Annotated in this window: 13 protein-coding genes; 7 read left to right on the top strand and 6 right to left on the bottom strand. The window is 40.0% G+C overall.

Annotation, left to right across the window (positions count from 1 at the left end):
- Window positions 1-9 precede the first annotated feature (9 nt).
- Window positions 10-1,140: a sodium ion-translocating decarboxylase subunit beta gene (locus CXF95_RS00665; protein ID WP_101196915.1), complete on the top strand. Its 1,131-nt coding sequence runs from the start codon at window positions 10-12 to the stop codon at window positions 1,138-1,140.
- A gap of 56 nt (window positions 1,141-1,196) precedes the next feature.
- On the opposite strand, the gene CXF95_RS00660 is transcribed toward CXF95_RS00665, so the two are convergent.
- Genes CXF95_RS00660 through pspF form a run of 6 tightly spaced genes read right to left on the bottom strand, consistent with a single transcriptional unit; the run spans window position 1,197 to window position 7,641 of the window.
- Window positions 1,197-1,988 (bottom strand): ATP-binding cassette domain-containing protein, encoded by a 792-nt coding sequence (locus tag CXF95_RS00660; RefSeq protein WP_101196914.1) that lies wholly within the window; start codon window positions 1,986-1,988, stop codon window positions 1,197-1,199.
- On the bottom strand, window positions 1,988-2,983 hold the full coding sequence (locus CXF95_RS00655; RefSeq protein WP_101196913.1) for an oligopeptide/dipeptide ABC transporter ATP-binding protein: 996 nt from the start codon (window positions 2,981-2,983) through the stop codon (window positions 1,988-1,990). Before CXF95_RS00655 ends, CXF95_RS00660 begins: the two co-directional genes overlap by 1 nt.
- On the bottom strand, window positions 2,983-3,876 hold the full coding sequence (locus CXF95_RS00650) for an ABC transporter permease subunit (protein ID WP_101196912.1): 894 nt from the start codon (window positions 3,874-3,876) through the stop codon (window positions 2,983-2,985). Before CXF95_RS00650 ends, CXF95_RS00655 begins: the two co-directional genes overlap by 1 nt.
- A complete protein-coding gene (locus tag CXF95_RS00645; RefSeq protein WP_101196911.1) occupies window positions 3,863-4,894 on the bottom strand; it encodes an ABC transporter permease subunit in 1,032 nt (343 codons plus the stop codon). The genes CXF95_RS00650 and CXF95_RS00645 overlap by 14 nt, the downstream gene beginning before the upstream one ends.
- Complete coding sequence (locus CXF95_RS00640) at window positions 4,894-6,531, bottom strand: ABC transporter substrate-binding protein (RefSeq protein WP_101196910.1); 1,638 nt, start codon at window positions 6,529-6,531, stop codon at window positions 4,894-4,896. The genes CXF95_RS00645 and CXF95_RS00640 overlap by 1 nt, the downstream gene beginning before the upstream one ends.
- 9 nt (window positions 6,532-6,540) lie before the next feature.
- A complete protein-coding gene (gene pspF, locus CXF95_RS00635; protein WP_101196909.1) occupies window positions 6,541-7,641 on the bottom strand; it encodes a phage shock protein operon transcriptional activator in 1,101 nt (366 codons plus the stop codon).
- 225 nt (window positions 7,642-7,866) lie between these two features.
- On the opposite strand from pspF, the gene pspA reads away from it, so the two are divergent.
- From pspA to phhA, 6 genes are all read left to right on the top strand, one after another.
- The gene (gene pspA, locus CXF95_RS00630) at window positions 7,867-8,544 is read left to right on the top strand and encodes a phage shock protein PspA (RefSeq protein ID WP_101196908.1); all 678 of its coding nucleotides are present in this window, start codon (window positions 7,867-7,869) and stop codon (window positions 8,542-8,544) included.
- 42 nt (window positions 8,545-8,586) lie between these two features.
- Complete coding sequence (gene pspB, locus CXF95_RS00625; protein WP_101196907.1) at window positions 8,587-8,823, top strand: envelope stress response membrane protein PspB; 237 nt, start codon at window positions 8,587-8,589, stop codon at window positions 8,821-8,823.
- Complete coding sequence (gene pspC, locus CXF95_RS00620) at window positions 8,820-9,284, top strand: envelope stress response membrane protein PspC (protein ID WP_101196906.1); 465 nt, start codon at window positions 8,820-8,822, stop codon at window positions 9,282-9,284. Before pspB ends, pspC begins: the two co-directional genes overlap by 4 nt.
- 79 nt (window positions 9,285-9,363) lie before the next feature.
- A complete protein-coding gene (locus CXF95_RS00615; RefSeq protein WP_101196905.1) occupies window positions 9,364-10,794 on the top strand; it encodes a YcjX family protein in 1,431 nt (476 codons plus the stop codon).
- Window positions 10,791-11,855 carry a YcjF family protein gene (locus CXF95_RS00610; protein WP_101196904.1) on the top strand — a complete coding sequence of 355 codons (1,065 nt, stop codon included), beginning with the start codon at window positions 10,791-10,793 and terminating at the stop codon, window positions 11,853-11,855. The genes CXF95_RS00615 and CXF95_RS00610 overlap by 4 nt, the downstream gene beginning before the upstream one ends.
- A gap of 150 nt (window positions 11,856-12,005) precedes the next feature.
- Window positions 12,006-12,806 carry a phenylalanine 4-monooxygenase gene (gene phhA / locus CXF95_RS00605; protein ID WP_101196903.1) on the top strand — a complete coding sequence of 267 codons (801 nt, stop codon included), beginning with the start codon at window positions 12,006-12,008 and terminating at the stop codon, window positions 12,804-12,806.
- Window positions 12,807-12,942: the final 136 nt, after the last annotated feature.

The raw sequence follows: 12,942 nt of genomic DNA, 5'->3' as shown, positions 1-12,942 counted from the left end.
GGAAGACAGATGGAAAAGCTCGAATTATTATGGCAAAGCACCTCACTGGCTCATTTCGAGTTAGGTCAGGTGATCATGATGAGTGTTGGTGCATTATTACTGTATTTAGCTATTGTTAAGAAGTTTGAACCCTTGCTACTTCTACCTATTGGATTTGGTGCTGTATTGACCAATATACCCTTGGCTGGTTTTAGTGATCCAGGAGGTTTGCTTTACCTTGTTTATCATGTTGGTATTGATACTGGGGTCTTTCCTTTGCTTATTTTTATGGGCGTGGGAGCAATGACAGACTTTAGCGCATTGATTGCCAATCCTAGAATGTTGTTACTGGGTGCTGCAGCACAATTTGGCATCTTCGGTACACTATTTGGTGCTATCGCTCTGAACATGGTGCCTGGCTTCGAGTTTTCACTGCAAGATGCAGCAGCCATCGCTATTATTGGCGGTGCTGATGGGCCTACGGCGATATTTTTAGCCTCAAAACTTGCGCCTGATCTTCTAGGTGCTATTGCGGTTGCCGCATATTCGTATATGGCTTTAGTACCTATTATTCAGCCCCCTATCATGCGCTTATTAACAAGTGAAGAAGAACGTAAAATAGAAATGCCTCAGCTTAGAGCCGTATCTAAGCGCGAGAAAATCATTTTTCCCTTAGCGGTACTATTTCTTTGTATTTTGTTTTTACCTACTGCCACACCTTTGGTTGGAATGTTCTGTTTAGGTAACTTGATGAAAGAATCTGGTGTAGTCGATAGGTTAAGCAACAGCGCTCAAAACGAGTTGATTAATGTTGTGACTATCTTTTTGGGGTTAGCCGTTGGCTCAAAATTATCGGCTGATAAATTTTTAACGGTTGAAACCTTAGGTATTTTGGCTCTAGGTGCTATCGCATTCTCCATTGGTACTGCAGCTGGCATATTAATGGCAAAAGCAATGAGTAAGCTGAGTAGTCAAAAAATCAATCCATTGATTGGTGCTGCTGGTGTATCTGCAGTGCCTATGGCGGCCAGAGTGGTTAACAAGGTTGGACTAGAAGCCAATCATCATAACTTCTTGCTGATGCACGCTATGGGGCCTAACGTGGCCGGTGTGTTGGGCTCGGCTGTGGCTGCGGGTATCTTGTTGGCCTTAGTAGGATAAAAAACATCGATGGTATTAAGTAGTCGTTTTATTTAGTAGCACCTGTTCTGAAAGTTTTAGCGTTGATTATTTTGTCCATTTATCAATGCTTGATGAGAATCCACTAATTTTTTTGTGTATTCGTTTTTAGGCCAATTAAAGATGGCATCCGTTTTCCCTGACTCCACTACTTTGCCATCTTTCATGATGATCACTTTGTCAGATATATGTCTAACAATGCCTAGATTGTGGGAAATAAAGATAAAACCTAGCCCTAAATCCCGCTGCAATTTCATCAGAAGATTCACAGCTTGAGAGCGAACTGATGGATCTAGCGCTGCAAAGGGTTCATCTGCAACAATCACTTTGGGGTTCAGTATTAGAGCTCTGGCTAAGGCTATTCGTTGCCGTTGTCCATCAGACAACATATGCCGATAAAAAAACTGATGCTCTGCCATTAATCCCACTTGTCTAAGAGTCTGCTCTATAAGTGACCTGCGTTGTTGACCATTAAGTTTAGTGTTGAGACGCAGAGGTTCTTCCAGAATGGAACCCAATGTCAGCCCAGGGTTGAGGGAATCATTACTATTTTGAAAAATCATTCTAATATCGTGGCACCTGACACTAATATTGGATTTATTGAGTTCCACTCCATTCATAAAAATCTTGCCACTTTTAGGCGTTTCTAAACCCACAAGTAGTTTGGCTAACAAGGACTTACCTGAACTGTTATTGCCAACAATAGCTAAGGTTTCACCAGATTTAACATTAAAACTGACAGGTCCTAAATCAAAAGTCACCTTGCTTTTTGACCACATACTTTTTGTTCTATTTTGAAAGGTTAACGCTTCAACATTGATAAGATCCATTACTTGGCATCCCAATGAAGTGGAAAGTGACAACTGTAGAAATGGGTATGAACCCGTCTGATTTGAGGTGTTTCCACACACTCTCTGCGTGCTCTCGGGCACCTTGGGCCTAATCTGCAGCCTATGGGTAAATGATGTAAAGTCGGGATAGTGCCATCTAATGAGCTAAGAGGCGATTTGGGTGGCAGGTCTTTGCGAAAACTAGGAGCGCTATCTAATAGGGCCTGAGTGTAAGGGTGAAAGGCGCGTTTTCTGAGTTGTTTTAAGTCACCACTTTCAACGGTTTGCCCACAATATAAAACAGTCATATAACTGGCCATACTGGATATCGCTAATAAGTCGTGGCTGACAAACAAAACGCTCATGCCTCTCACTTGATTGACTCTACTGAGTAACTTCAATATTTGTGTCTTTGAGGTAACTTCCATACCTCTAGTGGGATCATCGGCAATAATTAATTTAGGCTCAGAAGCCAGCGCCATGGCAATCATAAACTTCTGCACCACATCGTTGGCAATTTGATGAGGATAGCTAGCTAGACATAGTTGATGATTTTTAATGCCTACTTTATGCAGCAATTTTATCGCCAATGCTTGTTTTTCGTCGTTGCGCTGCCAAAACCAGGTTTTAGTTAATTGGTCTCTGGGAAGCATTTCTTTTAGTTGTTTGCCTAAGGTCAATGATGGATCGAGTGATTCAATAGGATTTTGAAAGATCACCGATATATCTTTACGAATAAGTTTGCGCCTAGCTTTCGCAGACATGGTCAATAAATTTTGTCCTTTCCATGTCATACGGTCGGCAGTTATTCGCCAGCGCTTAGGTAGTGCCCCAACAATCGCTTTAACTATCAAGCTTTTCCCTGAGCCTGACTCACCGACCAAGGCATGAATTTGACCTTCGTGGATCACCATGTTGATTTTATCTAGTGCCTTTACCCATTCTGATGATATATCAATTTCTAAGGTTAGGTTTTTGATATCAAGCAATACCATTAGTGTAATAACCTATTTCTAAGTGCTGAGCGCAGACCATCACCTACTAAGTTGATAGAAATAATCATCATAAACAACGCCCCACCGGGCAGAGCAATCGTCCAAGGTGCAATGTAAGCCACATCAATACCTTCCAAGAGCATTGCACCTAGTTCAGAAGAGGGCGCTTGAGCACCTAATTTGAGAAATCCCAAAGCGCTAATGTCAAGAATAGAAATTGATAAAGCTAAGGTGGCTTGCACCACTAACATTTCACCCATATTCGGCAAAATGGAGTGGGCAAAGATATGTGTTTTACTGGCACCGTCGAGTTTAGCCGCCATAATATATTCTTTAGACAATTCATGCCTTACAAAATCCCGAGTTTGGTGCATAAATTGAGGTATCAGTGCCAGAGCAATAGCCCACATGCTATTGACCAATCCTGGCCCTAAAATAGCGATAATAATGATGGCGATAAGCAGAGTTGGAATGGCTTGAATGGAGTCTAAAGTATGATTAAGAAAACTTGAGCGGAATCCTCTACTCATTCCCGCTAGTGCTCCTAAACCAACACCAAGAAGCATTGCGACAATAACTAACAACAAACTAATACCAAAGGTCATCCTGCAGCCATAGATAATACGTGATAATAAATCACGGCCTAAGGCATCGGTTCCAAAGACATGACTGATACCACCATTAGGATCCCAAGCTGGAGGTATCATCAAATCTCCTGTTTGTTGCATATTCGGATCAAAGGGCGCTAATAATGGGCAAAAGACAGTAATGATTAGAAAAAAAGCAAAACAAAATAATCCTGCGACAGCGATATGATTATTTTTGAATTCCATCCAAGTATATTGCAGTGGAGAGGGATGATGTTCTTCCTGGTATAAACTAGATTGCTGCACGTTCAGCCCTTCTGCGTCTTGGATCGGTTAGACGAATAATAAGATCAATAGACATAGTGAAAATAACAACCAAAACAGATACAGCTAACATTCCTGCTCTTATCGCGGGGTAATCTTGTTGATAAATAGCCTGAATAAGCCAATTGCCTATACCTGGCCAAGAAAAGATACTTTCTACTATCATGGCGTTGGTTAACAAAGTAGGAAATTGCATGGCTAATAATGGCAAAATAGGAATTAGCGCATTTCTCACACCGTGGCGCATTAATACTTGTGTTGGCGTTAAACCTCTGGCATAAGCCGCTAAGATAAACTCGCTATTTAAGGTTTCAATTACTGAACGTCTTGTGATTCGAAATATCATAGTTGTGGTGACAACAGCAATAGATACAGTGGGTAAAATAAGATGCCTCAAAGCATCAATGAATGCTGATTGTTTATCGATTAAATCAGATAATAAAATATCTATTAAGATGAAACCAGTGATGCTGGGGATTTCAAATAATAAGCTAATACGTCCAGATAATGGAAACCATCCTAGTTGCAAAGAAAAGACTAGGATCATGATCAAAGCTAGCCAGAATACTGGTATGGAGTAGCCCAATAAACTCACCGACAGCAAGCTGTAATCGGTAAGTTTATGATGTCGCAATGCAGCTATAAAACCTAAAGGCAGACCAATGAAAAAAGATAATAAGAGCGCATACGAACTCAGCTCTATGCTAGCCGGAAGGTAACGGCCAACATCTTCATATAGCGGCAAACCTGTATTGAAGCTGACCCCCCAGTTGCCTGAAAATAGTTCGCCCACGTAATGCCAGTATTGGACAAATATATTGTTGTCCACAGAGTATTTTATCTGACTATTTTGTAGTTCAGACAACTCGTTAAGCCTCAGACCCGTCAGGTTTTCCAAGGCTTGCCCAGGAAATAAATAAGCCAAAAGGAAAGATAATAAGCTTAAGATAAAAAGGGTAACAAGAACTAGATTTGTATAACGCAGTAATACATTAGCCATTAGAGCTTTTTCACTCCAGCAAACCGCACACCGCCATAGGGATTAATCACTAACCCGTCCAAATTTTTCCTATAAGCTTGATAACGAGATGCATGAGCTATGGGGATTAAAGGCAGTTTTTCAGCCAAAAGTTCATTGGCTTTACCATAAAAATAGGTCCGCTCGCTGATTTCAGTATACTCTAAAGCTTTATTAATCAATAAATCATATTCCTTGGAACACCACATTGCTCTGTTAGTACCTGATTTTATAGCTGAACAGGATAAAAGTGGGCGGTAAAAATTATCTGGATCGCCGTTGTCTGCTGACCAACCAATTAAAACAGAGTCATGTAGCCCTTCGGTTAAACGTTCCCTAAACGTTGACCATTCGTAACTGATAATATTGACTTGTATGCCGACATCTTGCAAATAGGCTTGCATTAATTCAGCCATTTTCATGGCATTTGGATTATAAGCGCGTTGCACAGGCATCGCCCATACTGTCATCGAGAATCCCTCAGGGACTCCTTGCTCACGCAATAACTTCTTTGCCGCGATCGGATTGTAATTAAGAGGTCTAACATCAGCTTGAAACGCCCAAGATGTGCGAGGAACAATATTTTTTGCCGCAACGGCACTATTAAAATAAATGGCTTCAATCAGGGCATTTTTATCGATTGCCATACCTAACGCTCTGCGCACCAGTGGATTATCAAATGGAGGTTTAGATGTATTAAACGCCCAAAATCCTACATTAAAGCCCGGCTTTTCAGCTAACACTAAATTTTCTTGTTGACGTATCACTTCAAGTTCACTGTGGGCTGGTAACGCAATCGCATCACATTCGGCGGTGAGTAATTTAGCTAATCTAAGTGAGCTGGAAGGAGTGATATCAAAAATGAGTTTGTCAGTTAACTCAATTTCACGCCAATACTTGGGATGTTTTGTATAGCGTATATATCGGTCTTGACGAAAGCTTGCCAGTTGATAAGGTCCAGTTCCAACTGGGATAGAATCTATCAGTTCTTTTTGATTTCGTGATTTTAACTCATCAGCATACTCAGCGGATAATATGACAGAAAAATCTGTCGCAAGATTAGCTAAAAAAGAGCTTTCTCGTTTATTAAGAGTAATTTCTACTCTATAACCATTTAAACGTTTCACTTGGGTTATCAAGCCGCCAAGATTCAAGCTGTCAGTATAAGGATACCTACCACCTGATACGTCGTGATATGGATGATCAATCAGGCGCCAACGATCGATACTAAATAAAACGTCGTCAGCATTAAAGTAGCGGGTTGGGCTAAACGTTTCAGTATTGTGAAAAGAGACCTCTTGTCTCAGTTGAAAGGTATAGGTTTTACCGTCATCACTGACCAGCCAACTTGTCGCTAGCGCGGGTACTATATCTCCAGTTACAGGGTCAAAATCGATTAATCGGTCATATATTTGGTGGGACGAAGCATCAACCGTTGTGCCTGAGGTATCTAATTGTGGATTAAAGTTGGCCGGACTTCCTTCTGAGCAATAAACAATACCATTGGGATCTGTTTTTGATTGCAGAAGCGCATCGCATGAACACAATAAAGCACTCGCCAAGACAATTAAAGTTGTTTTGAACCAAATGTTTTTATGGTGTTTGTCGAGAATAATCACAAGTTTAGCTTAATCCATTTCTTCGTTGGTTTGTTCTAACAAATTATACTTTTTCAAATAACCCCGTAATTGATGATAAGTTAATCCAAGTTTTTCTGCTGTCTTCTTTTGATTAAATTGACTTTCGGCTAATGCTTGGTTAATTAAATCAATCTCAAAGTCTTGGGAAAGTTCTTTCAAATTGACAGGAAAATCGAAGACAGGATTGGTTTTTTGTTGAGCAGAGATTACTGGAACTTGTGGCAATGATTCAGTGGCTTCAGTAGGAAAAGGCACAACCTCTGTCTGAGCCATTCTATCCAGTGTTTTGGTTCTTTTTTGCGGGCGATAAATAGACTCGAAAGGATCTAAAACAATATTATGCACAGGCAAATTGGGATTGTTACTGCGATACACGGCGCGCTCAACCACATTTTTTAATTCACGAATATTACCTGGCCAATGATAATCCAATAAAATGCGTTTGGCTTTCTCAGTAAAACCACTGAAAAGCTCCATCTCTAGTTCTCTAGCCATATTAATCGCAAAGTTTTCCGCTAACATCATGATGTCATCTCTACGTTCGCGCAGAGGGGGCAGGGTAATTACGTCAAATGCCAATCTATCTAGCAAATCTGCTCGGAATTCGCCTGAGTCAGCCAGTGCAGGTAAATCTTCATTCGTTGCTGCTACCAATCGAACATCGACTTTCACACTGCGAGAACCACCCACTCGTTCAAATTCACCATATTCAATCACTCGCAGCAGTTTTTCTTGCACCATGCCTGAAGTATTGGCCAGTTCATCTAAAAAGAGGGTGCCGTTATCGGCTGTTTCGAATCGCCCTTCTCGGCGTTTAGCTGCGCCAGTAAAAGCGCCTGCTTCGTATCCAAATAATTCACTTTCTAACAAACTTTCGTTTAGAGCTGCGCAATTCAGTGTCAGATAGCTTTGTTCCCAGCGTTTTGACAAAAAGTGCATACGGGCGGCTACAAGCTCTTTACCCGTGCCTCTTTCACCAATAATTAAAACAGGTTTATTTAAAGGCGCAATTTGTGAGATTTGCTCTAACACTTCTAAAAAGTTATTAGATTGACCTAGCATTTTATCTTGTTGGCGAAAACGGCTCATCAATATCCTCAAAAAATGGTCTAAACGACTAACTAATAGTCTGCTTACAAAATATTGTAGATCTCAAGCTTCGGCGTGTAAATTAATATTTCTTTAAAATCAGTAATTTAGTTAAATTATGATGTTGGCCTGCAAATTGAATAGTAAATAGTAATTGATAAGAAAAACCAATAAACCAGTTAAGTAACAGTATTTAACTAACATTTGATAAAAGAGGTAATGACTATGGGTATCTTCTCGCGTTTCACAGACATAGTGAACTCAAATATTAATTCCATTTTAGATAAGGCCGAAGATCCAGAAAAAATGGTACGTTTAATTATTCAGGAAATGGAAGACACTTTGGTTGAAGTGCGCTCTGCTTCAGCAAAGACATTGGCTAGTAAGAAAGAGATTTCTTCGCAAATTAATAAAATGCAAAACGAAGCCAAAGATTGGAAAGCGAAAGCAGAGTTAGCTATTAGTAAAGATAGAGAAGACTTAGCTCGCGCCGCACTGCAAGAAAAGAAAAAATGCGACGAACACGGCAGCGCTTTGTCGTCTGAACTTAAAGGTATCGATGAGCAAATCACTAAATTACAAAGTGAAGTGGGGCAGTTACAAGACAAATTGGCCGATGCTAAAACACGTCAAAAAGCCATTATGTTACGCCAGAAAACAGTCAGTTCTAGGCTTGAAGTAAAGAAAACGTTAGACAGTGGCAAAGTCGATGCTGCAATGGGGCGATTTGAGCAATACGAGCGTAAAATTGATGATTTAGAGTCACAAGTTGATGCTTACGACTTAGGTAAAAAGACCTTAGCTGATGAATTTGCTGAACTTGAGTCAGATGATGAGATCGATGATGAACTGGCGGCGTTAAAGAAAAATATGCAAAGTAAAGCAACGGCTGATAAAAAGTAAGAACGAAAAGGTCGGTAGACATTTTCAAAAAGGAGATTAATTGTGGAAGACGTGATTGGAATCATAGTAGCACCTATCATTATATTTATGATCTTTGTCGCTCCGATATGGCTGATAATGCATTACCGGAGCAAAAAGCAAATGAATCAGGGACTGACTGAAGCCGAATATGGGACATTACAGGAATTAGCTGACAGAGCAGAAAAAATGGCAGATCGCATTCATACATTAGAGTCAATTTTGGATGCAGAGGCACCAGAGTGGAGGAATAAAGTATGAAAACTTTTGGCAGTTTACACCGCGACCCGAGTAAAGGAAAAATTGCCGGGGTGTGTGCTGGTATCGCCGAATACTTTGGCATGGAAATATGGCTGGTAAGAATTCTAACCCTAACAGGGTTTTTCTTATTAGCACCACCTTTTTTCTTTGTTGGTTATATTGCAGCCTGGTTTATTTTGGAAAAAAAGCCTCGAGGTTTGTCAGCTAGACCAAGAGATGACGGATCTGCAACTACAAGCCACCACAATAAAGTTCAGGGCAAGGGATGGCATAATGTATCAGAGGCAGAATCAGAAAAAGTAGTGGTGAAGTCTAAAGTTTGGCAAGCAGGTGAACCACCTAAACAGGCTTTTATGGATATCAAAGAACGTTTTGCAAAAAATGAATGTAGGCTCAGAAAAATGGAGACCTATGTGACATCTTCTGAGTTTCAACTCAATCGAGAATTAAGTAAACTATAATGTAATTTTTAATGGGGCTGGCAGAATGTTAGCCCTAAGTGTTTTGCTTTTCTAATTCAATAAGGCTGATACAGTTTTTATGCAGACTTCCTTTCTTCAACATCCTAATATTCAGTACACCAAACAAAAGCTAAAACTAACAGCGGCAAGACTGGTCAATAATCATGTTAATTTAGCCGTAACAGGGTTGAGCGGCAGTGGCAAAACGGCTTTTATTACTTCTTTGGTTAACCAACTTATTGAAGCCAATGAAGCGGCGCATCTGCCTTTTTTTTCAGTGGTAAGAGAGTCCCGTTTGATTGGTGTAAAACGAGATGTGCAACCCAACTTAACCTTTAGTCGTTTTGCTTACGAAGACGCTATGGTTAAACTAACCCAAACGTCACCTGAATGGCCTTCGTCCACAAAAGGTATCTCCCAGGTAAGGCTGAAAATAAAATACAAAAAGAGTCGGGGGTTGAGTCAATATTTGACTGAAGACGCCACGCTAACCTTGGACATCACCGACTATCCCGGAGAATGGTTACTGGACTTGCCGTTACTGGATATGGATTATGCTCAGTGGTCTAGGCATTGTCAGGAGGAACTCAACGACCCACTCAGGCATGACATAGCGGGTCCTTTTTTTACTGCTGTGAACCGTTTAGATTTAAATGCCGAAGGGGATGAATTAGCGCTACAAAAAATTGCTGAGCTGTACAGCCAGTATTTAATTGATTGCCAAACTCGTGGTTATCAATTGTTGCAACCTGGTCGCTTTATTTTACCGGGAGAATTGTCTGGAGCGCCTGTTTTACATTTTTTTCCTCTTACGGATGTACAGCTTCAACAACAGAGGGGTGATCTCAACAAACCAGTAAAAGGTAGTAATGTAGAGCTATTGAGTCAGCGCTTCGAACACTACAAAACCAAAGTGGTACAACCCTTTTATAAAGATCACTTTAAAGGTTTTGATAGACAAGTTGTTTTAGTTGATTGTTTGTCAGCACTAAATCGTGGTTTTCATAGTTACCAAGATTTACAAAAGGCATTAGATTGGTTGATGGGGAGTTTCCAGTATGGCTCTTCCAATATACTTAATCGTTTGTTTCAACCTAAAATTGATAAGTTGGTGTTTGCTGCAAGTAAGGCTGATCACATTACACCTGAACAGCAAACTAATTTGGTCAAGCTGTTGGAAAGCATGTTGCATAGTGCAAGGAAACAAATACAATTTGATGGTGTGAGTACCGAGTCGACTGCTATATCAGCTATTCGCGCTTCGAAGTCAGGTCTTAGTCAACTCAATGGTGAGAGTATTCCAGTGCTTCAAGGGAGAAATGAACAGGGCGCATCCATCACTTTATTTCCTGGGGAGGTACCACAAAGCTGCCCAAGTCCAGACTTCTGGAAACAGCAAAAGTTTGAGTTCCCAAAATTATCTCCACCTCTGATGAATACTCAATATGTACTGCCACATATCAGAATGGATCAAGTGCTCGATTTTCTGCTGGCGGATAAATTAATATGAAACAATCGACTGTATCCAATGAACAAAATCAGTTTGATGAAAATACATCTAATACACTTAAAAGTGCGCATGTTTTTAACAACCAAGACGGTGACATTCAGTCACAACCTAGAGTCAAACCAGCGCTTATTGTTACCGATGTTGATTTAATTGAGGTAAGCGATGATCCTATATATGAAGGTCAACCACTGACGTTTTCAGAGGCGTTAACGATTAAGAAAACCGGAAATAAATGGTTGCCGTTTTTGTTTGCTGCGATATTACTGGCAAGTAGCGCCGAGTTAATATTTTTTATTATTACGATGATTGAGCAAATGGATTGGTTAGCAGGTGTTTGGCTCGCTATTTTTGCTGCGCTAGGAATGTTAGTTTTGCGTCAAGTTTTTGTTGAATACACTGGACTGAAACAACTTAAGCGTCAGAGTGACATTCGAACCCAATCTGAGCAAATGGCTAACACTAGTGTTATGGGTTTGGCCGAGCAACATTGTTTGAAAATAGCCAAAAGCCTTCCAAATGATTATCAGAACTTGGTAGCAAATTGGCGTGAAAGTTTCGATCCTCATCACTGTGATAGTGAAGTGTTATGTTTGTTTGAACACTTAGTGTTAGCTCCTATTGATAAACTGGCCATGGAACAAGTGACCAAAAATGCCTCTGCAGCAAGTGCCATGATAGCTGTTAGCCCTTTTGCTTTGTTGGATATGTTAATCGTGCTGTGGCGTAATATTCGGATGATGAATCAGGTGAGTGAAATATATGGTTTACATTTAGGTTATTCGGCCAGAATTAAGTTAATCCGTAAAATATTCCACACTATGCTGTATGCAGGTGCTGCCGAAATTTTGTCTGATGCCGGTAATTACGCATTAAGTGCAGGGATTGCTGGTAAGTTATCTACTCGTATTGCACAAGGAATGGGTGCCGGAGTGTTGACTGCTAGAATTGGTTTAAAGGCAATTGATGAAAGCCGACCTCTACCTTGGATATCACAAACCAAACCGGGTTTGTCCGTTATCAGTAAACAATTATTGGCGGATCTAAACAAGCAGTTTAGATAAGTTTAAAACGCTTTTTTGCTGTGTAGATTAAAATGATTGTAAGCTTATATTTACAATTGAGTCACAAAACAAATACATGCCTTAGACTTTTGATTTAGCTTAGGACGCGTACAATTTTATCTATGTTAGCCAATAAATTATTTTAATTGCATGTCAAAAAATACTCGTTATAAATCCCATCAACCTGATGAGAGTGGTCTGGTAAATTGGAGTGCACAAGAAAATGAAATTTGGACCGAATTGTTACAAAAACAATTGCGCTTGCTTAAAGGCAGAGCCTGTGACGAATATTTACATGGGCTTGAATTGCTTAATTTACCCTCGGAACGAATTCCCCAACTAGCTGAAATTAACTCGGTATTAATTAAAGCAACGGGATGGCAAGTAAAACAAGTCGCCTCTTTGATAAACTTTGATGAATTCTTCCGTTTACTCGCTAACAAACAATTCCCTGTAGCGACCTTTATACGTTCAAATGAAGAGTTTGATTACTTGGAAGAGCCAGATATTTTCCATGAAATATTTGGTCATTGTCCATTATTAACTAATCCTGCTTTTGCACACTTTACTCATACCTATGGAAAACTTGGCTATGCTGCAAGTAAAGAAGATAGAGCTTTTTTAGCTAGGTTGTATTGGTTTACTGTAGAGTTTGGTTTAGTTAATACGCCTGATGGTACTCGAATTTACGGTGGGGGGGTGTTATCTTCTCCCGGCGAGACAATTCATGCGTTGCAATCAGATGATTGTGTTCATATGCCAATGCAGCCATTGGACGCATTAAGAACCCCTTACCGTATAGATATTATGCAACCTATTTATTATGTACTGGAATCATTTGACTCCTTATTTGATATCGCTGATATGGATATTATGGCTTTGGTTAGACAAGCCAAACAACAAGGTTTATTTGCACCTAGGTTTTTACCAAAAGAAAAACAAGCCAGTTGATATTTTTTTATATATGAATGAATTTGCAACCCCTCCAAAAAGTAGGTTTATGAAGCAGTATAAACTGCCAAGTAATAACACTTTCTTAGCTTAGCCAATTGTAATAATATCTTTACGCCAGCCCAAATTGGGCTGG

It is taken from the genome of Paraglaciecola sp. MB-3u-78 (genome assembly GCF_002835935.1).
Classification (GTDB): Bacteria; Pseudomonadota; Gammaproteobacteria; order Enterobacterales; family Alteromonadaceae; genus Paraglaciecola.
This window is presented reverse-complemented; position numbering and strand designations above follow the sequence as displayed.